The sequence below is a fragment of the Pseudomonas sp. NBRC 111127 genome, from assembly GCF_001320345.1.
In the GTDB taxonomy this organism is placed as follows: Bacteria; Pseudomonadota; Gammaproteobacteria; order Pseudomonadales; family Pseudomonadaceae; genus Aquipseudomonas; species Aquipseudomonas juntendi.
Genome location: NZ_BCBD01000028.1, coordinates 21,666 through 45,872, shown reverse-complemented (window position 1 = coordinate 45,872; position 24,207 = coordinate 21,666). Strand labels below are relative to the sequence as shown.

Here is a 24,207-nt window from a genome sequence, read left to right as displayed (position 1 = left end):
CCCACAGGGGAGTGCATAACCCTTGTGGGAGCGGCCTTGTGTCGCGAAAGGGCTGCAACGCAGCCCCGGCTTTTTTGCCGAATCACCGATCCGGCAAGGTAATGTTCAGCTCCAGAATCGAGCAGCTGCCCTGGTTCTCCAGCTCGATATGCACGTCGTCATTGCCGATGTTCACATACTTGCGGATCACTTCCAGCAGTTCTTTCTGCAGCTCCGGCAGGTAGTCCGGCTCGCTGCGCTGGCCGCGCTCGTGCGCCACGATGATCTGTAGACGCTCTTTCGCCACCGACGCGCTGGTCTGTTTCTGTCTGCCACGAAAGAAGTCAAAAAGGTTCATGGTTTATTTGCTCCCGAAAATGCGCTCGAAGAATCCTTTCTTCTGTACATCGATGAAGCGCATTGGCTTCTCTTTGCCCAACAGGCGGTCGACTGCATCGCTGTAGGCCTGGCCAGCGTCGCTCTGGTCATCGAGGATGACCGGGATACCCTGGTTGGAAGCCTTGAGCACAGCCTGAGACTCCGGGATGACGCCTTTGAGTTTGATCGACAGGATTTCTTCGACGTCGGCCACGCTGAGCATTTCGCCCTTCACCACGCGCTCGGGATGGTAGCGGGTGATCAGCAGGTGCTCCTTGATCGGCTCTTCGCCGTTCTCGGAACGGCGCGATTTGCTCGACAGGATACCCAGCATGCGGTCCGAGTCGCGTACCGACGACACTTCAGGGTTGGTCACGACAATCGCTTCGTCGGCGAAATACATCGCCAGGTGCGCGCCTTTCTCGATACCGGCCGGCGAGTCGCAGATCACGTACTCGAAGTCCTTTTTCAGGTCCATCAGTACCTTTTCCACGCCTTCCTGGGTCAGCGCGTCCTTGTCACGGGTCTGGCTGGCGGCCAGCACGTACAGGTTCTCGAGGCGCTTGTCCTTGATCAGGGCCTGCTGCAGGTTGGCTTCGCCGTTGACCACGTTGACGAAGTCGTACACCACGCGGCGTTCGCAGCCCATGATCAGGTCGAGGTTACGCAGGCCCACGTCGAAGTCGACGATGACGGTCTTGTGGCCGCGCAGTGCGAGGCCGGTACCAATGGCGGCGCTGGTGGTGGTCTTGCCCACACCCCCCTTGCCGGAAGTAACCACGAGAATCTTGGCCAAGGTGTTTCACCCCTAAAATAGTCGGGACACTTGTCCCTGCAAAAAACTGAAATAGCTTTAATAGCTCAAATAAAAGGCAACTGTAAAAAAAGTTGCACTAAAAATGCTGGCAAGTATCCGTTAAAGACGGGTGATGTTCAACACGTCACCAGACAGGCTGACTTGCACGCCGGTGCCCCACAGCGGGTCGCGGCGCAGGTCTTCGCAGACCTTGTACTGGCCAGCGATGGAGACCATTTCGGCGGTCATCTGCTGGCAGAAGATACGTGCCTTGGTATTGCCTTTGATGCCGGCCAGGGCGCGGCCGCGCATGGCGCCGTACACATGGATGTTGCCATCGGCCAGAAGTTCCGCACCCGGGCTGACCGAAGCCGTGACTATCAGATCGCCACCTTGGGCGTAGATCTGCTGGCCGCCGCGTACCGGCGAAGTGATGATGCGGGTCGGGCGTACCTCCGGCTCCGGGGCGGGGGGCGGTACTGGGGCGGGTTCGGGTTTTTTCACCGCTTCGGGTTCGGGCTCCAGCGGCCGCTCACGGGCGCCGGACGGCGGCAGCACGGGCAGGTCGATGGCGATGGCTGCGGCGATGTCCTCGATGCGGCTGGCACGAATGGCCAGCGTGCGCAGGCCATGGTGGCGGCAGATCCGCATCAAGCCGGGCAGGTCGATTGCCCCTTCATCGGCAGGCAGCTTGTCCAGCGCCAGCACCAGCGGCGTGTTACTGAAGAAGTTCGGCGCCTGGGCGACTTTGGCCGCCAGCTGGCGGTCCAGGGCTTCAAGGTCATTGCGCGCCAGTTCCAGTACGGTGATGGCAAGCATGCTGCCCTTGAGCTGGAACACGGAAGCGGTGTCGGGTGTGTGGTTTGGGCTCATGGTCTGCATAGACGGCTTGTTGCGGAAAAAGTGCCCTGACTTATAACGAGAACACCGGTTGCCCGCAACATGCGCTGATCCGTTGTAGAATGCGCAGCCTTTGTCTTTCCGGATGCTTCAATGGAACGCCCGCGTTTTCGTCGCTATTACCTTCACCCAAAGTTCTGGGGCCTGTGGCTGGGCCTGGGCCTGCTGTGGCTGGTAGTCCAGTTGCCGTACCGGGCGCTGTTGAAAATCGGTGCCGCGCTGGGCGCGGTGATGTACCACTTTGCCGGCGAGCGCCGGCGCATTGCTGCGCGCAACCTGGAGCTGTGCTTTCCGGAGCTGTCAGTCGACGAACGGCAGCGGTTGCTGAAGGCCAACTTCGCGTCCACCGGCATCGCCTTTTTCGAAATGGCCATGAGCTGGTGGTGGCCCAAGGCGCGGCTGGCACGCCTGGCCCATGTCGAGGGCCTGGAGCACCTGCAAGCCGCGCAGCAGGCGGGGCAGGGGGCCATCCTGATGGCGGTGCACTTCACCACCCTGGAAATCGGCGCGGCGCTGCTGGGCCAGCAGCACACCATCGACGGCATGTACCGCGAGCATGGTAACGCGCTGTTCGATTTCATCCAGCGCAGCGGGCGCGAGCGTCACAACCTCGATTCGCTGGCGGTGGAACGCGAGGATGTGCGTGGCATGCTCAAGCTGCTGCGTTCGGGCCGGGCGATCTGGTACGCGCCGGACCAGGACTACGGCACCAAGCAGAGCCTGTTCGTGCCGCTGTTCGGCATACCCGCCGCAACGGTCACGGCCACCACCAAGTTTGCCCGGCTGGGCAAGGCGCAGGTCATTCCGTTCACCCAGAAACGCCTGGCCGATGGCAGCGGCTACCGGCTGGTGATCCACCCACCGCTGGCGGGCTTCCCCGGGGAAAGCGAAGAGGCCGATTGCCTGCGCATCAACCAGTGGGTCGAAAGCGTGCTGCGCGAATGCCCCGAGCAGTACCTGTGGGCGCATCGCCGGTTCAAGTCGCGGCCCGAAGGGGCTGAGCGGCTGTATGACAAGAAAAAGCGTTGAACCCTGTGTCGTCGGGAAGCACGCCATGGCCCCACCTGCGGTAACCGGCCTTATCCTGTCTGGCGGTGGCGCCCGCGCCGCCTATCAGGTCGGCGTACTGGCCGGCATCGCCGAGCTGTTGCCGGCCAGCGCAGCCAACCCGTTCCCGGTGATCGTCGGCACTTCGGCAGGGGCCATCAACGCCGTGACCCTGGCCAGCGGTGCCGGCCAGTTCAACAGCGCCGTGCAACGGCTGACGCACTTCTGGCAGAACATTTCCAGCCACCTGGTGATCCGCAGTGACTGGCCTGGGGTGGTGCGCCAGGCCAGCCGGTTTGTCGGCCACAACCTGCTTGGGCTGGGCGGCCAGGCGCCCGTGGCGTTGCTCGACAGCCGCCCGCTGCGCACCTTGCTGGAGGCGCAGCTGAACCTGGATGGCATTGGCCAGGCCTTGGCCGCCGAGCAACTGCGCGCGGTAGCGGTAACCGCGTTCGGTTACGAGTCCGGCCAGGCGGTGACCTTCTACCAGGGCCGAGGCTCGATCGAAGCCTGGTTGCGCCACCGCCGCATCGGCGTGCCCACGCCGCTGGGCATCGACCACCTGCTGGCCAGTGCGGCGATCCCGCTGCTGTTCGCGCCGGTGCAGCTGGGTGACGAGTATTACGGTGATGGTGCGGTGCGGCAGTCGGCGCCGATAAGCCCGGCCCTGCACCTGGGTGCCAGCCGGGTGCTGGTGGTCGGCGTCAGCGGCAACCCGCAGCGGCCTGCGACACCCTTGCCGCCCCAGCGGGTATTCAGCGGGCAGCAGCCAAGCCTGGCGCAGATCGGCGGGCACCTGCTCAACAGCACCTTCATTGACAGCCTGGAAGATGACATCGAACTGCTGCAGCGGCTCAACCACCTGGGCCGGCTGTTGCCAGCGCACCTGGACGCACGCCGCCTGGGCCTGGCACCGATCGATGTGCTGGTGGTTGCGCCCAGCCAGCCGCTGGACGAGATTGCCGCGCGCCACCGCCGCGACCTGCCGGCGGCGCTGCGCCTGTTCCTGCGCGGGCCGGGGGCAACCCGTACCAGTGGCGCGGGGGTGTTGAGCTATCTGCTGTTCGAAGCCGGTTATTGCAGTGAGCTGATCGAGTTGGGGCGCCGCGACGCCTTGGCCAAAAAGCGCGAGCTGTGCCAGTTCCTGGGTATCGGATAACGCCTGCGCCGGCCCTTTCGCGGCATTGCACCGCCGCCAAAGGGCCGGGCCGGGTTAGTCGGCTATCTGCAGCTTGCGCGACTGGGTATACACGTAGCGCACTTTTTCATACTCGAACGGCGAGTTGAGCTGGCCATAGCGGAATTTGGTGTTGTAGCGCTTGTCCACCACGCGCAAGGCGAAGATCTCGGGGTGGTCCTTGCTGGCGTCGGCCACGTTGAGGTAGTTGATGCTCTGCTCGCCGGCGTAGTCCACTGCCAGGCCGGTGGTATCGCGCAGGTTTGAGGGGCCCAGCAGCGGCAGCATCAGGTACGGCCCTTCGGGTACCCCGTAGAAGCCCAGCGTCTGGCCAAAGTCTTCGCTCTGCCGTGGCAGGCCCATGCTGGTCGCCGGGTCCCACAGCCCGCCTACGCCAATGATGGTGTTGAACATCAGCCGTGCGGTGATCTCGGCGGAGCGTTTGGCCTTGAGCTGCAGCACGCTGTTGAACAGGTTCGGCACATCGCCCAGGTTATTGAAGAAGTTGCTGACCCCGGTGCGGACGAAGCTTGGCGTAACGTACTGGTAGCCGTTCACCAACGGCAGCAGCACCCACTGGTCGAGGCGGTAGTTGAAGTGGTAGATGCGCCGGTTGACCGACTCCAGCGGGTCGTACACGTTCAGCGCCTCCAACGTGGAGCGCTCGAACTCCCGCTGGTCCAGGCCGGGGTTGAATTTCAGCTCGCGCAGCGGGTCGAGAAAACCGTCGGACTCGGGCACCAGTGGCGCTGTGCCAACCACCTGCGGGTCGGCCTCGACCACGCTGGCCCGCGGTGCGGTTTCGGCGGCCAGGGTGTGGCCGGCGGCTAGCAGGGCAGTGGCGAAGAGGAGTTTGTTAACCACGGAAGAACTCCAGCATGGCGTCGCTGTTGACGCGGTAGTTGAGGTTGCCGCAATGGCCGCCATGGGGGTAGAGGGTCAGCCGGTCACCAAAGACCTTGCGCAGGAAGCCGATGTCGCCCGGGCCGAGGATGACGTCGTCGGCGTTGTGCATCACCGCGATCTTGTCGCTGCTGTGCAGGTAGTCTGCCAGCGCGTACAGGCTGACCTGGTTGATCAGTTGCAGGATGCTGTTGCCGTCGGTGCGTGCACGCCACATGGGGATTACCTGCTCGGTCATGTAGCAGTCGAAGTCACACTGCAGGGCACGTTTGAAGAACGGCGTGAGGCTGCTGCCTTCGGTGATCGGGTACTTCGGCGGAATGATCAGGCCGCGACGGTTGATCAGGTCGGAGGTAAAGGCAATGTCGGCCGCCGAGAAGCGGAACGAGGTGCCGATCAACATGGCCATCTGTTCGTTGGACAAATGTTGTTTCGACTGCTGGAAGTCGTATAACAGGGCATCGTTGAGGTCGATGTAACCCTTGTCCTGGAAGTAGCGGGTGAGCTTTTGCAGCATCAACTCGTAGAAGGTGGTGCTGCGGTCGATGCCCTTGACCTGTGTTTGCACCAGCTTGTCGAGGTTGTTGATCGAGGTGTACAGGTTGACCGGTGGGTTGAGCAGCAACACGCGCTTGAAGTTGAAGCTGCGGCGGGTTTCGTCCAGGTGGCTGACGAACGCCGCGTCGAGGGCCCCCAGGCTGTAGCCGGTCAGGTAGAACTCGCTGACCGGCAGGCGCGGGTGCTGGGCCCGCACGGCCTGCATGACCCGGTACAGGTCTTCGGCGTCTTCCTGGGTGATGCCGGGGGTGGCAAAGCGCGAGGCGGCGCTTATGAAGTCGTAGCTGGTAGGCGACGACAACTGCACCACGTGGAAACCGGCCTGATAGAACAGCTTCTTCAGGTATTCGTTGATGGTGCTGGTATAGGCGGCCCCGGTGCCGGCGATGATGAAGATCAGCGGCGCCGCGTGGTCCTGGCGGGCCAGGCGGTACTTGAGCTTTTTCACCGCCCAGAAGTTGTCGGGCAGGATGAACTCGCGCTCCGGGCGCAGGTTCAGGCTGTAGTCGGACTGGTCGATGTCTTCATCGCTGGGCAGGGTCGGGCGCTGCTCCGGCGGTGTGGTGGCGATGGTGGCCTCGAACGGGTTGGTCAAGGGGTAGCCATAGCTGGCGGCGTCGATATCGCGCGCTGAAGCGGCCACAGCCATGAGCAGGCCACCGAGCAAGGCAGCGAGGCGCAAAGTACGAAGCATGTAATCCCCCAAAAGAACGCAAGGTCAAGCGTATGCAGGCTAGGACCACTGCGGGCTGAACAAAGTTGCCTGGCGTAGTGGCCTTTGGTGTTCTTGTTATCTGCAACATAGCTGCAGGCCGACAATTTTGCCTTATCAGGGGCGATGGGTGATCATCGTTTTCTTCAATAGTGACTGTAGGGAAAACAGGATGTCTCGTGCCTTGCCGGCAGCCATGGTCATGCTGTTCATCGGGCTGTGGCTCGCAGCCAGTTATGCGGTGCGTTACGGGCTGATGGAAGACGGCCAGTGGGTCGGCCTGTGCACGTTACCGGCGGCGTACTGGCAGTGCGAGGTCCGGTCGTTGCTGGGGCTGGGCATTCACCACCAGGTGCTGGCCTGGGGCGGGTTGGGCCTGGCCCTGTTGGCGCAGGTGGTCGCAGGCCGTGCAGGCAGGTGGCTGGCCTTCCTGGCCCTGGTGTTCGCGGTGCCGGCGCTGGTGCTGTATACCGCCAGCATTGCGGTGTTTGCGCTGGTGCTGGCGGGCTTGCGGTTGGTCCGCTCGCAGCAGCGGGCCTGACCAGGCCAACCGCCGCATTAAAGGTGCGCCGCGGCCGCCATTACACCGCGCGCAGCCGCAAGCTGCGCCACAGCGCCACGGTCATTACCACGCTCACCACCGCCCACCCCCAGGCCTGGCGGTTCTGCAGCCCTTCGACAAACAGCTGTGGCGCCACCCCGGCACCCACGATAAACGCCAGCAATGCCACCTCCGCCCGCGGCGCGCGCACCGGCCACAGCGCGTACACCAGCGCCGGCAACGCCAGCGCCGCAGTGGGGAAGCTGCGGTAGCGCGGGTCGAACACCAGCGCCAGCATGCTCACCGCCGCAGCGAAGCCTGCTGCCAGCAACAGCCAGCCGGCGCGCGCCTGCAACCCGGCGAACAGCCGCTCGCGCCAACCGGCGCGCTGCGCCTGGGCCAACACGGCATGGGCCAGCACCAACAGGTTCAGTGCGACCAGCGCCAGCGCCCACACCCATTCCCCGGCGAAGCGCGCATGGGTGCGCACCAGCTCGCCCCACAGGCCCAGGCAACCCGCCCCCAGCGCAGCCAGCAGCGGTAACAGCAACGCCGCCCGCAGGGTGGCGGGGCGCCCGGCCAGCACCAGCATGACCAGCATCAGCGCGGCGCTGCCCAGCAACCACTGCGGCCAGTAGTGCAGGTTGCTCACCGGCCCTTCCAGCACGCCCTTGTCCTGCCGGTCGGCATCGTACAACCCCCAGTACCCGCCCACCGCACCTTCGTTGGCACGCTTCCACGGCTGGTCGAAGGCCTCGATCAGGTTGTAGTGCCAGCCATTGGCCTCTGCCATGCTCACAAAACCACGAATGAAGCGCGCTTCATTGACCCGGCTGGGCACTGCCGTCTCGCGCTGGCGGCCTTCGCTGGGCCAGCCGGTTTCACCAATCAGGACGTCCTTGGGCGCAAAGCGCGTACCGAACACCCGGCGTACATCGGCGACATGGGCCAAGGCCTGGTCGATGCCACGGGGGTTGTCCTCCCAGTAGGGCAACAGGTGAATGGTGAGGAAGTCCACCGCCGGTGCCACCTGCGGGTGCTGTAGCCAGAATTCCCAGACATCGGCGTAGGTCACCGGCACGTGCACCTGGCTTTTCACCCGGGCGATCAGCGTGGCCAGGTGCGCACCGGTCACCTCCTTGCGCAGCAGGGTTTCGTTGCCGACGATCACTGCGCTGACCACGTCGGGGTTGGCGTTGGCGGCGGCGATCAGCAGGTTGATTTCCCGCTCGGTGTCGGCGGCGTGCGCATTGACCCAGGCCCCCAGCATCACCTTCAGGCCGTGCTTGCGCGCCAGCGCCGGTATTGCTTCAAGACCGGTCATGGAATAGGTGCGAATGCACTGAAAGCGTTCGGCCAACAAGGCCAGGTCGGCATCCATGCGCTGCGGGCGCAGCCGAAACGGTTGGTCGTAGGGCGACTGGTCCTTGTCGAACGGTGTGTACGAGGCACATTGCAGCTTGTGTGCAGGGCTCGCGGCATCGGGCAGTTGCAGCGGCTTGCCAAGCCCGTACCAGAGCGCTCCCAGCCCCAGCAGGGCGAACAGGCAGGCAAACAGGTACAACGGCAGCAGCGCGCGGGCAGAACGGGGCATCAGGCGGTCCATCGTCAGGCACAAAGGGATAGATAGTAGCCCGGCGCCAAAGCTTTGGCATGCAAGGATCGCGCAGGTCGTGGTGGGCATATGGCGCTAATGGCACAGTGCTGTCGCATATGGGGCAGGTACAGGTCGCAGCTGGATCAGGTCGCCCGGGGTTGCAGGCAGATGATGGAATCTCCAAGACCTGACGAGGGGATGCTTTGATGGCGACTTTGAAAAAAATGCGACGTTTCCTGGGCGTGGGCACCGCCCTGGTACTGGGATTGAGCGCAGCACAGGCAATGGCCAAGGAAGTGAGCATTGGCTACGTGGACGGCTGGGCCGACAGCGTGGCAACCACCAACGTGGCGGCCGAAGTAATCAAGCAGAAGCTCGGCTACGATGTGAAGTTGCAGGCCGTTGCCACCGGGATCATGTGGCAGGGTGTGGCGACCGGCAAGCTCGATGCCATGTTGTCGGCCTGGTTGCCGGTGACCCATGGCGAGTACTGGGCCAAGAACAAGGATAACGTGGTCGACTACGGCGCCAACTTCAAAGATGCCAAGATCGGCTTGATCGTGCCTGAGTACGTCAAGGCCACCAGCATCGCCGACCTCAAGACCGACAACAGCTTCAAGCAGAAGATCGTCGGCATCGATGCAGGCTCGGGCGTGATGATCAAGACCGAACAGGCCATCAAGGACTACGACCTGACCGGCTACAAGCTGCAAGCCAGCTCGGGCGCCGCGATGACCGCCGAACTGGGCCGTGCCTACGCCAAGCAGCAGTCGATTGCAGTGACCGGCTGGGTGCCGCACTGGATGTTCGCCAAGTGGAAGCTGAAGTTCCTCGAAGACCCGAAAGGCGTTTATGGCGCGTCGGAAACCGTAAACAGCATCGGCAGCAAAGAACTGGCGACCAAGGCACCGGAAGTGGCCGAGTTCCTGAAGAAATTCAGCTGGCAGTCCAAAGACGAGATTGGCGAAGTGATGCTGGCCATCCAGGAAGGCGCCAAGCCTGAAGCGGCGGCCAAGGATTGGGTGGCCAAGCACCCGGACCGCGTCAAGGAATGGACTGGCAAGTAACAACCTGAAGGGCCGGTTTTGTTGCTTCGCGGGTAAACCCGCTGCCGCAGGGCTATCACAAGGCTGAACCTTGTGGTGGGCCCTATGGCAGCGGGTTTTCCCGCGAATGGCCCGGCACTTTGTTACGCAAACGGTAAAACACCGTTGCATCTAAGACTAAGGTCGTCTGGTTGGCGTCCATCGGCAGCATAAAGTAAGGGTGTGGGTGTTTCCCTACTTGTGCTGCTAGGACAAAAACAATGAACGACAGCATTTACCTCTCGATACAAAACAGCCCTCGCTTCAAGGAGCTGGTCAGCAAACGCGAACGGTTCGCCTGGATCCTCTCGGCGATCATGCTCGGCTTGTACTGCGCTTTCATCCTCCTCATTGCCTACGGTCCTCACATACTGGGCGCAAAGCTCAGCCCTGAGTCGTCGATCACCTGGGGTATCCCCATCGGCGTCGGCCTGATCGTCTCGGCATTCGTCCTTACCGCCATCTACGTGCGCCGCGCCAACGGCGAGTTCGATGAGCTGAACAAGGCCATCCTGAAGGAGGCGCAACAATGATTCGCCACGCCAAAGCCCTGGCCATACTGGCCTGCGGAGCCTTCGCACCCGCCGTGTGGGCCGCCGATGCCCTGACCGGCGAGGTGCAGAAGCAACCGCTGAACGTCTCTGCCATCGCCATGTTCGTGGCGTTCGTCGCCTTCACCCTGGGCATTACCTACTGGGCCTCCAAGCGCAACAAGTCGGCGTCGGACTACTACGCCGCCGGCGGCAAGATCACCGGTTTCCAGAATGGCCTGGCGATTGCCGGCGACTACATGTCGGCAGCCTCGTTCCTGGGCATTTCCGCACTGGTGTTCACCTCTGGCTACGATGGCCTGATCTACTCGATCGGCTTCTTGGTCGGCTGGCCGATCATTCTCTTCCTGATTGCCGAACGCCTGCGCAACCTGGGCAAGTACACCTTCGCCGACGTGGCTTCGTACCGCCTCGGGCAAAAGGAAATCCGCACCCTGTCGGCTTCCGGCTCGCTGGTGGTAGTGGCGTTCTACCTGATCGCGCAGATGGTCGGTGCCGGCAAGCTGATCGAGCTGCTGTTCGGCCTGGACTACCATGTGGCGGTGATCCTGGTGGGTATCCTGATGTGCCTGTACGTGCTGTTCGGCGGCATGCTGGCCACCACCTGGGTACAGATCATCAAGGCCGTGCTGTTGCTGTCCGGTGCCAGCTTCATGGCGCTGATGGTGATGAAACACGTGGGCTTCGACTTCAACACGCTGTTCTCCGAAGCGATCAAGGTGCACGCCAAGGGCGAGGCCATCATGAGCCCGGGCGGCCTGGTCAAAGACCCGATCTCGGCGTTCTCGCTGGGCCTGGCGCTGATGTTCGGTACGGCCGGCCTGCCGCACATCCTGATGCGCTTCTTCACCGTCAGTGACGCCAAGGAAGCCCGCAAGAGCGTGCTGTACGCCACCGGCTTCATCGGCTACTTCTACATCCTCACCTTCATCATCGGCTTTGGCGCCATCCTGCTGGTCAGCACCAACCCTGACTTCAAGGACGCCGCCGGCGCGCTGCTGGGCGGCAACAACATGGCCGCGGTGCACCTGGCCAATGCCGTGGGTGGCAGCGTGTTCCTCGGCTTCATCTCGGCAGTGGCGTTCGCCACCATCCTGGCGGTGGTCGCCGGCCTGACCCTGGCGGGTGCCTCGGCAGTGTCCCACGACCTGTACGCCAGCGTGTGGCGCAAGGGCAAGGCCAACGACAAGGACGAGATCCGCGTGTCGAAGATCACCACCGTCGCCCTCGGCGTACTGGCGATCGGCCTGGGCATCCTGTTCGAGAAGCAGAACATCGCCTTCATGGTCGGCCTGGCGTTCTCCATCGCCGCCAGCTGCAACTTCCCGGTCCTGCTGCTTTCGATGTACTGGAAAAAGCTGACCACCCGTGGCGCCATGATCGGCGGCTGGCTGGGCTTGGTCAGCGCAGTGACGCTGATGATCCTTGGCCCGACCATCTGGGTGCAGATCCTGGGCCATGAAAAGCCGATCTACCCGTACGAGTACCCGGCGCTGTTCTCGATGGCCATTGCCTTCGTCAGCATCTGGTTCTTCTCGGTCACCGACAAGTCCAAGGCCGCAGAAAACGAACGCGCGCTGTTCTTCCCGCAGTTCGTCCGTTCGCAGACTGGCCTGGGGGCTTCGGGTGCCGTGTCGCACTGAGCCCGCCCGCCCATAAAAAAACCGCGCCGAAGCGCGGTTTTTTTATGCCTAGCGTGGCGCCGCTAGATCCTGCCCAGCAGTAACAACACCAGCAGGACCACCAGTACCACGCCGACGATGCCGGACGGGCCGTAGCCCCAGCTGCGCGAGTGTGGGAAGACCGGTAAGCCACCAATCAACAGAAGAATCAGGATGATGATGAGGATCGTGGTCATGTACGTGTCCTTGCGTGGTTGGGGGTCAAGGGCCTCGGGTTGCCGGCCTCTTGTAAGTTCGGACTGGTGGGCAATGTGAAAGATTCCATTTTGTGCCGGTTCATGCCCCCACATTCACTACCCTGATGAACCCTGCCCTTGGCCAGCCCCTTGTTTAGACTCGTTTCATTCCTCAACGAGACAGGGCCAGCCACCATGCACAACCGCATCATGATTACCGGAGCCGGCTCAGGCCTCGGGCGCGAGATTGCCCTGCGTTGGGCACGTGAGGGGTGGCGCCTGGCGCTGGCCGATGTCAACGAAAGCGGCCTGCGCGAAACGCTGGACCTGGCCCGTGCGGCCGGCGGTGAGGGTTTCGTCCAGCGCTGCGACGTGCGCGACTACAGCCAGCTCACAGCCCTGGCCCAGGCCTGTACCGAGCAGTTCGGTGGCATCGACGTGGTGGTCAACAACGCCGGGGTTGCCTCGGGCGGGTTCTTTGCCGAGCTGTCGCTGGAAGACTGGGACTGGCAGATTGCCGTCAACCTGATGGGCGTGGTCAAGGGCTGCAAGGCCTTCCTGCCCCTGCTGGAGCGCAGCAAGGGGCGCATCATCAACGTCGCGTCGATGGCTGCCCTGATGCAGGGGCCGGGCATGAGCAACTACAACGTCGCCAAGGCCGGCGTGCTGGCGCTGTCGGAGAGCCTGCTGGTGGAATTGCGCCAGGTGGAGGTGGCGGTGCATGTGGTGTGCCCGTCGTTCTTCCAGACCAATCTGCTGGACTCGTTTCGCGGCCCGAACCCGGCCATGAAGGCACAGGTCGGCAAGTTGCTGGAAGGGTCGCCGATCAATGCGGCGGACATTGCCGACTACATCCACCGGCAGGTCGCTGCTGGCGAGTTCCTGATTCTGCCGCATGAGGCCGGGCGGCAGGCTTGGGAATTGAAGCGGCAAGCCCCCGAGCGGCTCTACCAGGAAATGGCCGAAATGGCCGTGAAAATGCGTGCCAAAGCTGTTTCGCGATGAAATATCTGTAGGGCGAATTACCAGTAGATGTAGGGCGCTTCTGAATCGCCGCGGAGCTATTGAGTAGCCTGATCCTGACGATGCAGTCTCCGGTTTTACCTTGTGCAGGAGGACCGGAACATGCTGGTGATAGGGCGCGAAGTGGGCGAGGTCATCATGATCGGTGAGAACATCCGCCTCGTGGTGGTCGAAACCCGTGACGGGGTGGTGCGCTTTGGCGTGGACGCCCCACGGGAAGTGCCGGTGCACCGGTCCGAGGTGTACAAGCGCATCAAGGAAGCCAAGAAAGCCGAGGCCGGCTAGTCGAGCAGTTCCCGCGGCACGTCATGCTTGGCCAGCAACTGGCACTGCTGGCTTTCGGGGTCGAAAAGGATGAAGGCCTGGCCCTTGGCCAATGCCTGGCGTACCCGCAGTACCCGTGTTTCGAGCGGGGTATCGTCACCATTGTCGGTACCGTCGCGGGTGACGAAGTCTTCGATCAGGCGGGTCAGTGTTTCGGCTTGCAGGTGCTCGTAGGGGATCAGCATGGGGCGGTGTCTCGGGTTACGGTGGGGGCATGCTACGCGAAACTTTGGGGGTTTGGGGCCGCGTTGCGGCCCATCGCGACACAAGGCCGCTCCTACAACGACAGTGCAATTTTTGAGCTGTGGGAGCAACGGTCTTGTATTGCCTGCGATGGGCCGCAAAGCGGCCTCAGGGCCTCAGGCCTTGTTACCGACCAGGCTGTCGACCGCCGGCACGCGCGTGTCGCTCTCCATCTGCGCATCGTGTTCCAGCTGGTGGCTGAAGCGCTCCAGCGAGGCATTGGCCGGCTGCGAATCGCTGGCAAACACCGGCGGGCTGAGCAGGTACGCCGATAACAACTGGCTCAGGGCCGCCAGGCTGTCGATGTGCGTCCGCTCATAGCCGTGGGTGGCATCGCAGCCGAACGCCACCAGCGCGGTGCGAATGTCGTGCCCGGCCGTTACCGCCGAATGGGCATCACTGAAGTAGTAGCGGAACAGGTCGCGGCGTACCGGCAGGTCGTGGTCGCCGGCCAGTTTCAGCAAGTGCCGCGACAGGTGGTAATCATAGGGCCCCGACGAGTCCTGCATGGCCACGCTCACGGCGTGCTCGCTGGAGGCTTGCCCGGGCGCCACCGGCGCAATGTCGATGCCGACGAACTCGCTGACGTCCCAAGGCAGGGCACCCGCTGCGCCCGAGCCGGTTTCCTCGGTAATGGTGAACAGCGGGTGGCAGTCGATCAACGGTTGCTGGCCGCTCTCCACCACTGCCTTGAGCGCGGTGAGCAGCGCCGCGACACCGGCCTTGTCATCCAGGTGACGGGCGCTGATGTGGCCGCTGTCTGTGAACTCGGGCAGTGGGTCGAAGGCCACGAAGTCCCCAATGCTCACCCCCAGCGCCTCGCAATCGGCGCGGGTGGCGCAATAGGCGTCCAGGCGCACTTCCACGTGTTCCCAGCTGACCGGCATCTGGTCGATGGCGGTGTTGAAGGCGTGCCCACTGGCCATCAGCGGCAGTACGCTGCCGCGGAACACGCCGGTGTCGGTGAACACGCTGACCCTGCTGCCCTCGGCGAAGCGGCTGGACCAGCAGCCAACCGGCGCCAGGGCCAGCCGGCCGTTGTCCTGCAGTTGGCGCACGCTGGCGCCGATGGTATCGAGGTGCGCGGATACGGCGCGGTCGGGCGAGGTTTGCCGGCCCTTCAAGGTCGCGCGAATGGTGCCGCGACGGGTCAGCTCGAAGGGGATGCCCAGTTCGTCCAGGCGTTCGGCCACGTAGCGCACGATGGTGTCGGTGAAACCGGTCGGGCTGGGGATGGCCAGCATCTCCAGCAGCACGCGCTTGAGGTATTCGAGATCGGGTTCGGGGTGTCGCTCGGACATGGTTGAGTACTCCTTGCTCCTGTGCCGGCCTTTTCGCGAGTGAACCCGCGAAGAGCCCGGCACTGGTTTACGCCAAAGGCCGGCTATGCGGGAACAGCAGGTCGATGAAACGCTCGGCCGTTGGCTGCGGTTCGTGGTTTGCCAAGCCGGCGCGCTCGTTGGCTTCGATGATCACGTACTCGGGCTGTTCGGCATCACGCACCATGAAATCCAGCCCGACCACCGGAATTTCCAGCGCCCGGGCAGCGCGCACGGCGGCGTCGGCCAGCACCGGGTGCAGGCGGGCGGTAACGTCTTCCAGGGTGCCGCCGGTGTGCAGGTTGGCGGTGCGCCGCACGGCCAGGCGCTGGCCGGGGGGCAGTACGTCGTCGTAACCCACGCCAGCAGCGCGCAGGGTACGTTCGGTTTCTTCATCCAGCGGGATACGGCTTTCACCCGCCGTAGCGGCCTGGCGACGACGGCTTTGGGCCTCGATCAACTGGCGCACACTGTGCTTGCCGTCACCCAGCACCTGGGCCGGGTGGCGAACGGCCGCTGCCACCACTTCATAGCCGATCACCACGATGCGCAGGTCGAGGCCGGCATGGAAGCTTTCCAGCAATACCCGGCTATCGAACTGGCGGGCATGGGCGACCGCCTGGGTCACGTCGTCGATGCAGGTCAGGTTTACCGCTACGCCCTGGCCTTGTTCGCCGTCAACGGGCTTGACCACCACCGCGCCATGCTCGTCGAGAAAGGCCAGGTTATCGTCGGCATTACCGGCCAATTGTTGCGCCGGCACCTGCAGCCCGGCAGTGCGCAGGGCATGCTGGGTCAGGCGCTTGTCCTGGCACAGGGTCATGGTCACGGCGCTGGTCAGGTCGCTGAGCGACTCTCGGCAGCGGATGCGCCGGCCGCCCAGGCTGAGGGTGAACAGCCCGCCGGCGGCGTCATCCACATGTACCTCGATGCCGCGGCGCAATGCCTCGTCGACGATGATGCGTGCATAGGGGTTGAGGTCGGCCTGTGGGCCGGGGCCGAGGAACAGTTGCTCGTTGATGCCGTTCTTGCGCTTGACGGCGAAGGTGGGCAGGTTGCGAAAGCCAAGCTTCTGGTACAGGCGCTTGGCCTGGCGGTTGTCGTGCAGCACCGACAGGTCGAGGTAGGCCAGGCCGCGGCTCATGAAGTGCTCGATGAGGTGGCGCACCAGCACTTCACCCACGCCGGGGCGGGTGCAGTGCGGGTCGACTGCCAGGCACCACAGGCTGCTGCCGTTCTCGGGGTCATCGAAAGCCTTGGCATGGTTCAGGCCCATGACGCTGCCGATCACCGCGCCGCTGTCTTCGTCTTCAGCCAGCCAGTAGACCGGGCCGCCCAGGTGCCGAGGGGTGAGCAAGTCGGCATCGACCGGTAGCATGCCGCGCACCTGATACAAGGTGTTGATGGCCTGCCAGTCGGCCGGGTTCTGCGCCCGCCGCACGCGAAAGCCGCGGAATACCCGCTGCGCCGGGCGGTAATCGGTGAACCACAGGCGCAGCGTGTCGGATGGGTCGAGGAACAACTGTTGTGGCGCCTGCGCCAGCACCTGCTGCGGTGCTGCCACATACAGCGCGATATCGCGTTCGCCTGGGCACTCGCCCAACAGGTCGTCGGCCAGGTCGGCCGGCGCGGCATAGGTGTGGCCAATCAGCAGCCGGCCCCAGCCGCAGTGCACGGCACGCGGCTGTTGGTGGGGCTGGCTGCCGTCGCCGGCCAGGCGCGCCTGCAGGCGCTCGTAGGACGGCGCCTGGCCACGCAGCAGGCGCTGACCGTAGGCGATTTCGTGGGGTTTCATCGGTCAGAGTCCTTGTTCGCTCAGCCACAGGTTCAATGCTGCCAGTTGCCACAGCTTGGAACCGCGCAGTGGCGTCAATTGGCCGTGCGGGTTGCTAAGCAGGCGGTCGAGCATGGCTGGGTTGAACAGCCCACGGTCCTGGCTGGGGTCGGTCAGCAGTTCGCGTACCCAACCCAGTGTGGCGCCTTCCAGGTGCTTCAGGCCCGGTACCGGGAAGTAGCCCTTCTTGCGATCGATCACTTCATGCGGGATCACCCGCCGTGCGGCTTGCTTGAGCACCTGTTTACCGCCGTCTGGCAGCTTGAAGCGCGCCGGAATGCGTGCCGACAGCTCTACCAGGCGGTAGTCGAGGAACGGGGTGCGTGCCTCCAGGCCCCAGGCCATGGTCATGTTGTCGACCCGTTTGACGGGGTCGTCGACCAGCATCACGGTGCTGTCCAGGCGCAAGGCCTTGTCCACCGCCTGCGGCGCGCCGGGGCGGGCGAAATGCTCGCGCACGAAATCGCCAGCGGCATCGGTATCCAGCAACCATGGCGCCTGCACGGTATCGCGGTACTCGTCGTGGCTGCGGTCGAAGAAGGCGTTGCGGTACGCCGCGTAGGCATCGTCGGCGCCGTCCACCTGCGGGTACCAGTGGTAGCCGGCGAACAGTTCGTCGGCGCCCTGGCCGCTTTGCACGCCCTTGCAATGCTTGGCCACTTCCCGCGACAGCAGGTAGAAGGCGATGCAGTCGTGGCTGACCATCGGCTCGCTCATGGCGCGGAAGGCGGCAGGCAGCTGGTCGATGATTTCGTGCTCGGCAATGCGCAACTGGTGGTGGCGCGTGCCGTAGTGCCGGGCGATCAGGTCGGAGTACTGGAACTCGTCGCCGCGCTCGCCGCCGGCATCTTCAAAGCCGATGGAAAAAGTCGACAGGTCGTCCACACCGACTTCACGCAGCAGGCCGACCAGCAGGCTGGAGTCGACACCGCCGGACAGCAGCACGCCCACGTCCACGGCGGCACGCTGGCGGATGGCCACGGCTTCGCGGGTCGCGTCCAGTACGCGGGTGGTCCAGCCTTCCAGGTCCAGCTCACGCTCATCGGCGTTGGGCCCGTATTGCAGTTGCCACCAGGTCTGACGCTCGATTTCGCCGTGGCGGTCGATACGCATCCAGGTGCCGGGTTCCAGCTTTTGCACGTTCGCCAGCAAGGTGCGCGGTGCCGGCACTACGGCATGGAAGTTGAGGTAGTGGTTGAGCGCCACCGGGTCGAGCATCGGGTCGATGTCGCCGCCCTTGAGCAGCGCTGGCAGGGTCGAGGCAAAACGCAGCCGCTCGCCGTTGCGTGACAGGTACAGCGGCTTTACGCCCAGGCGGTCGCGGGCCAGGAACAGGCGTTGGTTATCGCGTTCCCAGATGGCCAGGGCGAACATGCCGTTGAGTTTCGGCAGTAGCGCCGCACCCCAGGCGTGGTAGCCCTTCAGCAGCACTTCGGTGTCGCCGTCCGACCAGAACTGGTAGCCCAGGGCCTGCAGCTCCTGGCGCAACTCGGGGAAATTGTAGATGGCACCGTTGAACGCCAGGGACAGGCCCAGGGTGTTGTCGACCATGGGCTGCGCCGAGCCGTCGGACAGGTCCATGATTTTCAGGCGGCGGTGGCCGAGGGCTATCGGGCCCTGGCTATGGAAGCCCCAGGCATCCGGGCCGCGTGGGGCCAGGTGATGGGTAATGCGCTCTACCGCAGCCAGGTCGGCTGGGCGTGGCGCTTGGCCGATGGGGGTGAAACGTAACTCTCCTGCTAATCCGCACATGTAACGTAAACCCTTTGAGTTTCGGCACTCATGGCGCTACTGGCTTTTGCTCCGTACCAATTTTGTACCACTTTCCAGCGATTTCAGCTTATCAAGCTCAGCCCAGTCGTTCGGCGAGTTGATCCACTTCGCATATGTCGAAAGCAGCACCTGCACGCTGTGCCCGAGTTGCGCGGCGATGAATGCCGGGTTCATGCCGGCCATCAGGCACATGGTCGCGTACGTATGGCGCGTGTCGTACATCCTGCGGCGGCGAATACCAAGCTTCCGCAGGGCTGCAAGCCAGTAGCGTTTTTGACTCGTCTCGGAGCGGATGAACATCTCCGAACGGTCGCCCGTCCCACTGGGCGCGAACACGTAATCTGAACGCGCCTCTGTGAGCGGTCTGGCTTTTTCGAGCGCATGCATGGCGCGATCGTTCAATAAGACGCTCCTGGAGCGCTTCGTTTTGGTGCGATCCTCGATCACTCCCCGGATCTGAATCCGGCAGACGTGCGCGATTTTTGATCGCCTGTCAATCTCGCTCCAGCGCAGCGCCATCACCTCTCCCGGGCGCATCCCAGTGTAAAAACAGAACTCGAAATAGGCGGCGTAAATCACGGTTAGACCGCTCGTCGATTCATATAGGTGAGCTATCAGTGAGTCGGCCTCTTCCTTGGTGAAGGGGTCAACCTCGCGTTTGGGTACCTTCGCCCCAGGTATGGAAAGTGCTGGGTTACGCGTGACAAGCTCGTCGGCCAGCGCCTGCTGGAAGATGGATACCAGAATGCCCACCACGCCTTTGCGGCGGCTGGGTGAGGTCCATTCGATCTCGTTCATGATCTTGCGTAGGCGGACAGACGTGATGGTGTCGATTGGAAGCTCCGCCAGGTACGGTATCCAGTACGTCTGCAGCGCCGATCTGTATCCCGACCTGGTGCCCTCAACGATCTGCAGGCTGTTCAGCCAGTCCTGGGCATAGTCGAAGAAGATCGGCACGGGCTGCTCCTGCACCACCACGCTGCGCGTGTTGGGGAACAGCTCGGCGTACTTCTCTGCGGTAAGTGCGCCGAGCTTATCAAGGCCCTTTACTTGAGCACGTAGACTCGCGGCTGCTGCGATCCCTTTCGCGGTCTGAGGGAGGGGGAGCGTCTCGCAGTAACGCTTCTTGTTCCAGGTGAAGCGGATTCGGATTGATCGCCCGACAAATTCAACCCCGGCCGGCAGGTCCACAGGCTTTCGATCCATTCGTCATATCTCCTTTTGCTGTACATGATCCTGCCGTTGATCTTCATCCACACCCAGTTGGGGATGATGCCCTTCTCACGCTTCCGCTGAAGCGCCTTCGCTGTACACCCCACCAGCTCGCCCATCCGCTTTTCGGTGACCTTGTCGTGCACATGGTCTTCGGGAAGATTCTCTGCTGCTGCCATCGCTATTCCTCCTGATTCGTCAGGTTCTGGTTGTCACGCCGATCTGTCACGTCAGCCTCTGCTGCCATGGCAGCGTCGATGTGCGCATCCGTATGGTTCATTGGCACATCAGCAGCCTCTTTCCACGCTCTTGAGCGCTGCAGCTTCAGCCACCTATACCGCTGGGCATCCTGTCGTAGGGCCTCAACGGTTGTGACCAGATCATCAAACGGTCCGACACCAGCCGCCAGTTTGGCGTTGTCCAGGTGGCGCCGGCGCGCATCGTTGGCTGAGGAGAGCGCTTCGTTCGCTGCCCTGACCCGGTCAATCTCCACCAGCGCAGCAGCCCAGCAGTCGAAGCCGTGCGCCTCACGCAGGTCGACCAGGTGTTGCTTGTGCTCGTGCAACCGCTCGATTTCCGCGAGCAGGGCCAGGATATTGGCCGGGTTCGCGCTCGCGATGAAGGCAGCATTGGCGCGGCACTCCGCATCCGTTTTAACGCGGCAGTTGGCGAAGGCCTGGGCGATCATCCCGCTGTTCTCATGCGCCACGTAGACGTGCAGGAGGTGGCCGTGTTGATTGATGTGCTCGCCTTCTGTGACCCACTGGCCGCCGGTAGCGGCTTGGGCCAGCGCCCGCAACTTGGCTCGATCTATGTTCATGACATGCTCCAGCGGCGGTTGAAATTGCACATGGACGCGTCAGCCTGCGCCTTCGCCTGATCGTGGTTCAGCCCACGTGCCAGGGCGGCGGCGTAGCAGCGGCTCCAGTGCTGGCACCTGAGTTCGTTCATGGTCACGGTCTATCCTCCCAGTCCCAGCTCAGCTTGGGGTCGATCGGCGGGTTCGCCAGCAGGGTATGCAGGTCCAATAGCGTGAAGTGGCCATCCATCCAGCCGCCAGTTTCGATGTGGTAGACGTTGCCCAGCACGGCAGGGCGCTTGACCGGCGTGTGCCCCACCACCACCGCGCGCACGCCGCCGACACCGTGGTGCTGCTCATGGGTGATCCGGCTGCGCGACCACTGCACCGCTTCCTCAACGTTGCGCATTCCCGGCATGCAGCCATCAGCCCAGGATTCGAGCATGCCCCAGGTCGGGAATGGGCAATCGGCGTGCACGATCCCGATCAGGCCCTGGGGCGTCATCACTTCGATGATCAGCGGCAGGTCGGCCAGCAGCTCGACATAGCACGCCTGCTCCACGGAGGATCTGGCATAGAGCCAGGCCCCGCCGTTGAAAAGGTGTACGTCACCGATGCGGCCGGACGGATCGAACCGGTACGCCTCAATTGCCATCTGCTCGTGGTTGCCGCGCACGGCATGGAACCATGGCTTGGCCAGCCACGTATCCACCTGGTCAGACTCGGGCCCGCGGTCGACCAGGTCGCCCACCGAGAACAGCCGATCAGCAGCAGGGTTGAATCCGACCGCGTCCAAGACGCGCTGCAGGCGAGTGAAGTGGCCGTGGATATCGCCCACGGCGAAGTCGCGGCCGGCGGTGTTGATGGTAAATCGTTGCAGGATCATGGCCGCTGCCCCAGTGCTTGCTTCATCAGCAGGTATGTCTTTGGTGCCCGTTTGCTCGCCGACCAGTCCAGGCCCGCCTCGCTTAGGAAGGACTGAACGATCTCGTCCCAGCGCGCCGCCAGGCCGGACCACATCACGCCGTGCTGAGCCATTTCCCCGATTCGCGGCTTCCACTCAGGGATCAGCTCGAGCAGCAGCAGGCAGCGATTCAGGTCGTCAGGATCGAGCGGATAGTCGAGGTAGCCGCACCTCGGCGTCAGACCCAGCATGTGATCGTGAATGGCCCGCGACGACATACCGACCTCGCCGTCGCGCATCCACGCCGCTGCACGCTGCTCGACGGTCTTGTCAGCGCCCGGCATCGTGGTGTCGTATCCCAGTGGGCAGCCTGCCGCCGCGATTGCGTCTACGCAGGCCTGCTCGAACTTTTTCTGGCTTACCCGGCCCTGAATCAGGTCATTCATGACCGGGGTGATAGCGTCCAGCTGACGCTGGTTCAGCTTGTAACCCTGCAATACGATGCTCATGCGCGACCTCCCGCCAGCGCAGCCAGCTCCGCCACCAAGGCATCGGCGCGCCCGTAGAACTTCCCGGCGTCCTCATTCACGAATCGCTCGAGCACGGTGGCCACCGCTTGCTGATTGGCCAGGCCGCGTAGGTCCGCCTCGGCGAGCGGTGTGTCAGTCGATGGTGCGTGCACGAAAGCTTCCTGCCTGATCAGCAGGGTGCGCACTGGCCTGATGCCTTTCACACGGCTCACCCAGTTCGTCTCGGGCGTGCACCATGGCAGCATGGCCATGTACCAGGCCGTGGCCGAGTTGGCCTTTTGGCTGCTGGTCCAGTAGTCGTGGGCGCAAACGAAGGCCTGGGCGGCTTCCTTGTTCTGGCCGAGGCCCTGCCGCCCCCAGTCGGGCAGTTGGAGCAGGTTGCAGCGCAGCACCTGCAGTTCCTCGATCGACGGGATGTGCCAGCCCCAGGTGCCACGGATGTTCATGCCCAGCACCTTTCGGGCGATGGCACTGCCCTCGGCGGCCATCGCCTGGGTGTTGGCCATGCCGTCGAAGCGAGACGTGGCGCCACGGATACGCGGGCGAGGGCCTTCCTCCTGCCACCAGTGGGCGGCCACCTCGAAATCCCGGCCTGCATCGATCACCGCGTGTTCGGCGCCGTCGAAGAAGATCCGGCCGGCGTAGAATCCGCCGCTCAGGGGCTGGCCCACGGCGGGGAGGGCGGCGGGGTTGATTGCTCGACGCTTGTTCATGAGAGCCTCCGGAAGTGGTCGGCCAGCACGCGGCGTCCATCCAGACCGCAAGCGGCCGATAGAGCGGCGACCTGACCGAAGGTGGTTTCGCGATGCTGGAGGGCATCCCACAGTTGCAGCAGTAGGGATGCGCGGCTCATGGCTGCTGCTCCTGCGCCGCTGTTTGCAATGCGGCCTGGAGGCGTAGAGCTGCGTCAATCTCGCTATCCATTTGGGAGAAGTCGAGGCTGTCTCGCCTGCTCAAAGCCAGGAGAGTGGCGTATGCATCCTGGAGGCGGCCATGCTGGCGTAGCCACCGATACCGGCGCGCATCGGCAGCCATGCGGACGTGCTCGTCGATGTCGAAGGCGCACCCGGGTTGGTCGACGAGGACCGAGTCTTTCACCTCAGCAGCAAGCACCAGGGCGTCGAGCAGTGCGTTGGCCTTTTGGCCACGATCCAGATACTCGCGGATCGCGATAACTATCAGGCCGTTCATCGAGCGCTCATCGGCTTGCGCAGTTGCTGCAACCTGGTCGCGCATTCCGTCCGGCAGGCGGACAACGAATTTGTCGAGGCTGTGGCTATCAAACGCCATGTTGCACCTCCTGCCCACTGGTACGCGCTGCAGCTTCTTCGGCCAGCAGCTGGCGCCATTCGGGCTCAGTGCGATTGCCATAGAGCGGCTCTGAACGATCCGGCCCTGGCGCAGCTGCTGGCGCTGGCAACTTCTCGCCAGCCTGGATTCGCTCGTAGATCTCCTGACGGTGCACGGCCACACCTTCCGGTGCGGCAATGCCCAGGCGGACCTGCATACCGTTGACGCCCAGCACTGTGACGCTGATGTCATCGTTGATGCGGATGGTTTCGCCTATGCGGCGAGTGAGGATCAACATGGTCAAACTCCTTTTATTCAGGCAAGCCGAGGGCCTGCCGCGGTTGTTGGCTTTCGCAAAACTGGTTTGGTCAAATCAGGTGGTAGGCGTCACGCCACCGGCAGGGCGCAGTCGACGCGCCGGGTTGCAACTCGGGTTTCCACCCGGCGCTCGCCGCTGTTACCGCTGCGCCGGACGCGAAGCATATGGTCGTCGCCGATCAGTCCGTGTATGGCCATCAGCAGGGCCAGGGCGGTAGCGGCTGGGCTGATGATCCCGCGCCTAAATGCCTCAGCCAGCAATGCAGTACGCTTGGTCATGCCCCACTTGGTTCCGAGTGCCAGCATCCGTTTCTTGACGCCGTCCTCGCTGATCCCAAGCGCCCGAGCAACTTCTTTACCCGAAGCACCGCCCGCGATCGCCAGCAAGCACTCCAGCTCACGCGGCGCTGCGCCTTGGCCCAGGAGCCCTTGCCAATTACCGATGGTGATTGAGGTTGCTGCAGTCATAGTGGTAGCTCCGTGCTGGTTGGCTATGTGGCAAAGAGTACCAATTGGATAATTTTGGTCAATCCTTTTGGTAAATATTTTTTCCAAA

At 63.4% G+C, this 24,207-nt stretch carries 28 protein-coding genes and 1 pseudogene; 8 read left to right on the top strand and 21 right to left on the bottom strand.

Annotated elements, in window-relative coordinates; translation table 11 throughout:
* Nucleotides 1–82 precede the first annotated feature (82 nt).
* The 3 genes from minE to minC form a co-directional block, all read right to left on the bottom strand.
* A complete protein-coding gene (gene minE / locus APH30_RS08035) occupies nucleotides 83–337 on the bottom strand; it encodes a cell division topological specificity factor MinE (RefSeq protein WP_009682849.1) in 255 nt (84 codons plus the stop codon).
* Between the two features lie 3 nt (nucleotides 338–340).
* On the bottom strand, nucleotides 341–1,153 hold the full coding sequence (minD, locus tag APH30_RS08030; RefSeq protein WP_003252574.1) for a septum site-determining protein MinD: 813 nt from the start codon (nucleotides 1,151–1,153) through the stop codon (nucleotides 341–343).
* 120 nt (nucleotides 1,154–1,273) lie between these two features.
* Nucleotides 1,274–2,035: a septum site-determining protein MinC gene (minC, locus tag APH30_RS08025; protein WP_009682850.1), complete on the bottom strand. Its 762-nt coding sequence runs from the start codon at nucleotides 2,033–2,035 to the stop codon at nucleotides 1,274–1,276.
* A 111-nt stretch (nucleotides 2,036–2,146) separates the two neighbouring features.
* On the opposite strand from minC, the gene APH30_RS08020 reads away from it, so the two are divergent.
* Nucleotides 2,147–3,082, top strand: a complete 936-nt coding sequence (locus tag APH30_RS08020; protein ID WP_054912172.1) for a lipid A biosynthesis lauroyl acyltransferase — start codon at nucleotides 2,147–2,149, stop codon at nucleotides 3,080–3,082.
* Nucleotides 3,083–3,107: 25 nt separating this feature from the next.
* A complete protein-coding gene (locus tag APH30_RS08015) occupies nucleotides 3,108–4,259 on the top strand; it encodes a patatin-like phospholipase family protein (RefSeq protein WP_054912171.1) in 1,152 nt (383 codons plus the stop codon).
* Between the two features lie 54 nt (nucleotides 4,260–4,313).
* Here the strand turns inward: APH30_RS08015 and APH30_RS08010 are convergent, their stop codons facing one another.
* Nucleotides 4,314–5,141 (bottom strand): VacJ family lipoprotein, encoded by an 828-nt coding sequence (locus APH30_RS08010; protein ID WP_009682854.1) that lies wholly within the window; start codon nucleotides 5,139–5,141, stop codon nucleotides 4,314–4,316.
* The gene (locus tag APH30_RS08005) at nucleotides 5,134–6,432 is read right to left on the bottom strand and encodes a serine/threonine protein kinase (protein ID WP_054912170.1); all 1,299 of its coding nucleotides are present in this window, start codon (nucleotides 6,430–6,432) and stop codon (nucleotides 5,134–5,136) included. The genes APH30_RS08010 and APH30_RS08005 overlap by 8 nt, the downstream gene beginning before the upstream one ends.
* A gap of 190 nt (nucleotides 6,433–6,622) precedes the next feature.
* Between APH30_RS08005 and APH30_RS08000 the strand changes: the two genes are divergently transcribed.
* Entirely contained in the window at nucleotides 6,623–6,991 is a 369-nt protein-coding gene (locus APH30_RS08000) for a hypothetical protein (protein WP_054912169.1), read from the top strand.
* 40 nt (nucleotides 6,992–7,031) lie between these two features.
* Here APH30_RS08000 and APH30_RS07995 read toward each other — a convergent pair whose 3' ends face one another.
* Nucleotides 7,032–8,597, bottom strand: coding sequence for a hypothetical protein (locus APH30_RS07995; protein WP_054912168.1), 1,566 nt, complete (start codon nucleotides 8,595–8,597; stop codon nucleotides 7,032–7,034).
* Nucleotides 8,598–8,794: 197 nt separating this feature from the next.
* Between APH30_RS07995 and APH30_RS07990 the strand changes: the two genes are divergently transcribed.
* The 3 genes from APH30_RS07990 to APH30_RS07980 all read left to right on the top strand — a co-directional run bounded on the left by APH30_RS07990 (nucleotide 8,795) and on the right by APH30_RS07980 (nucleotide 11,867).
* A complete protein-coding gene (locus APH30_RS07990; RefSeq protein ID WP_009682858.1) occupies nucleotides 8,795–9,655 on the top strand; it encodes a glycine betaine ABC transporter substrate-binding protein in 861 nt (286 codons plus the stop codon).
* A gap of 239 nt (nucleotides 9,656–9,894) precedes the next feature.
* Nucleotides 9,895–10,206 (top strand): DUF485 domain-containing protein, encoded by a 312-nt coding sequence (locus tag APH30_RS07985; RefSeq protein ID WP_009682859.1) that lies wholly within the window; start codon nucleotides 9,895–9,897, stop codon nucleotides 10,204–10,206.
* The gene (locus APH30_RS07980; protein ID WP_009682860.1) at nucleotides 10,203–11,867 is read left to right on the top strand and encodes a cation acetate symporter; all 1,665 of its coding nucleotides are present in this window, start codon (nucleotides 10,203–10,205) and stop codon (nucleotides 11,865–11,867) included. Before APH30_RS07985 ends, APH30_RS07980 begins: the two co-directional genes overlap by 4 nt.
* Before the next feature lie 62 nt (nucleotides 11,868–11,929).
* Here the strand turns inward: APH30_RS07980 and APH30_RS27650 are convergent, their stop codons facing one another.
* Complete coding sequence (locus APH30_RS27650) at nucleotides 11,930–12,082, bottom strand: DUF3309 family protein (protein WP_009682861.1); 153 nt, start codon at nucleotides 12,080–12,082, stop codon at nucleotides 11,930–11,932.
* Between the two features lie 195 nt (nucleotides 12,083–12,277).
* Here APH30_RS27650 and APH30_RS07975 point away from each other — a divergent pair, with 195 nt between their 5' ends.
* Both APH30_RS07975 and csrA (APH30_RS07970) read left to right on the top strand, forming a co-directional pair.
* On the top strand, nucleotides 12,278–13,087 hold the full coding sequence (locus tag APH30_RS07975) for an SDR family oxidoreductase (protein WP_054912167.1): 810 nt from the start codon (nucleotides 12,278–12,280) through the stop codon (nucleotides 13,085–13,087).
* Between the two features lie 120 nt (nucleotides 13,088–13,207).
* Entirely contained in the window at nucleotides 13,208–13,390 is a 183-nt protein-coding gene (gene csrA, locus APH30_RS07970; RefSeq protein WP_009682863.1) for a carbon storage regulator CsrA, read from the top strand.
* On the opposite strand, the gene APH30_RS07965 is transcribed toward csrA (APH30_RS07970), so the two are convergent.
* From APH30_RS07965 to APH30_RS07910, 14 genes and pseudogenes are all read right to left on the bottom strand, one after another.
* The gene (locus tag APH30_RS07965; protein ID WP_039603187.1) at nucleotides 13,387–13,614 is read right to left on the bottom strand and encodes a YheU family protein; all 228 of its coding nucleotides are present in this window, start codon (nucleotides 13,612–13,614) and stop codon (nucleotides 13,387–13,389) included. The two genes, csrA (APH30_RS07970) and APH30_RS07965, sit on opposite strands and share 4 nt — an antisense overlap.
* 174 nt (nucleotides 13,615–13,788) lie before the next feature.
* A complete protein-coding gene (locus tag APH30_RS07960; protein WP_054912166.1) occupies nucleotides 13,789–14,973 on the bottom strand; it encodes an osmoprotectant NAGGN system M42 family peptidase in 1,185 nt (394 codons plus the stop codon).
* Between the two features lie 67 nt (nucleotides 14,974–15,040).
* Nucleotides 15,041–16,786, bottom strand: a complete 1,746-nt coding sequence (gene ngg / locus APH30_RS07955) for an N-acetylglutaminylglutamine synthetase (protein ID WP_054912165.1) — start codon at nucleotides 16,784–16,786, stop codon at nucleotides 15,041–15,043.
* Between the two features lie 3 nt (nucleotides 16,787–16,789).
* Nucleotides 16,790–18,577, bottom strand: a complete 1,788-nt coding sequence (locus APH30_RS07950) for an N-acetylglutaminylglutamine amidotransferase (RefSeq protein ID WP_054890563.1) — start codon at nucleotides 18,575–18,577, stop codon at nucleotides 16,790–16,792.
* A 36-nt stretch (nucleotides 18,578–18,613) separates the two neighbouring features.
* Nucleotides 18,614–19,804: a site-specific integrase gene (locus APH30_RS07945; protein ID WP_054912164.1), complete on the bottom strand. Its 1,191-nt coding sequence runs from the start codon at nucleotides 19,802–19,804 to the stop codon at nucleotides 18,614–18,616.
* Between the two features lie 187 nt (nucleotides 19,805–19,991).
* The gene (locus APH30_RS07940; protein WP_054912163.1) at nucleotides 19,992–20,630 is read right to left on the bottom strand and encodes an ead/Ea22-like family protein; all 639 of its coding nucleotides are present in this window, start codon (nucleotides 20,628–20,630) and stop codon (nucleotides 19,992–19,994) included.
* Nucleotides 20,627–20,761 carry a hypothetical protein gene (locus tag APH30_RS29455; protein ID WP_256221970.1) on the bottom strand — a complete coding sequence of 45 codons (135 nt, stop codon included), beginning with the start codon at nucleotides 20,759–20,761 and terminating at the stop codon, nucleotides 20,627–20,629. The genes APH30_RS07940 and APH30_RS29455 overlap by 4 nt, the downstream gene beginning before the upstream one ends.
* Before the next feature lie 2 nt (nucleotides 20,762–20,763).
* Nucleotides 20,764–21,495, bottom strand: coding sequence for a metallophosphoesterase (locus APH30_RS07935; RefSeq protein WP_054912162.1), 732 nt, complete (start codon nucleotides 21,493–21,495; stop codon nucleotides 20,764–20,766).
* The gene (locus APH30_RS29300; RefSeq protein WP_218186803.1) at nucleotides 21,492–22,022 is read right to left on the bottom strand and encodes a hypothetical protein; all 531 of its coding nucleotides are present in this window, start codon (nucleotides 22,020–22,022) and stop codon (nucleotides 21,492–21,494) included. Before APH30_RS29300 ends, APH30_RS07935 begins: the two co-directional genes overlap by 4 nt.
* Nucleotides 22,019–22,756, bottom strand: coding sequence for a hypothetical protein (locus APH30_RS07925; protein WP_054912161.1), 738 nt, complete (start codon nucleotides 22,754–22,756; stop codon nucleotides 22,019–22,021). The genes APH30_RS29300 and APH30_RS07925 overlap by 4 nt, the downstream gene beginning before the upstream one ends.
* Nucleotides 22,753–22,896: a hypothetical protein gene (locus APH30_RS29020; RefSeq protein ID WP_177333715.1), complete on the bottom strand. Its 144-nt coding sequence runs from the start codon at nucleotides 22,894–22,896 to the stop codon at nucleotides 22,753–22,755. The genes APH30_RS07925 and APH30_RS29020 overlap by 4 nt, the downstream gene beginning before the upstream one ends.
* Nucleotides 22,893–23,333 carry an Arc family DNA-binding protein gene (locus APH30_RS29885; RefSeq protein WP_371262799.1) on the bottom strand — a complete coding sequence of 147 codons (441 nt, stop codon included), beginning with the start codon at nucleotides 23,331–23,333 and terminating at the stop codon, nucleotides 22,893–22,895. Before APH30_RS29885 ends, APH30_RS29020 begins: the two co-directional genes overlap by 4 nt.
* 106 nt (nucleotides 23,334–23,439) lie before the next feature.
* Nucleotides 23,440–23,631: pseudogene (csrA, locus tag APH30_RS29450) on the bottom strand (carbon storage regulator CsrA); the annotation flags it as partial.
* A gap of 89 nt (nucleotides 23,632–23,720) precedes the next feature.
* Nucleotides 23,721–24,119 carry a LuxR C-terminal-related transcriptional regulator gene (locus tag APH30_RS07910; protein ID WP_054912159.1) on the bottom strand — a complete coding sequence of 133 codons (399 nt, stop codon included), beginning with the start codon at nucleotides 24,117–24,119 and terminating at the stop codon, nucleotides 23,721–23,723.
* Between the last annotated feature and the right edge of the window lie 88 nt (nucleotides 24,120–24,207).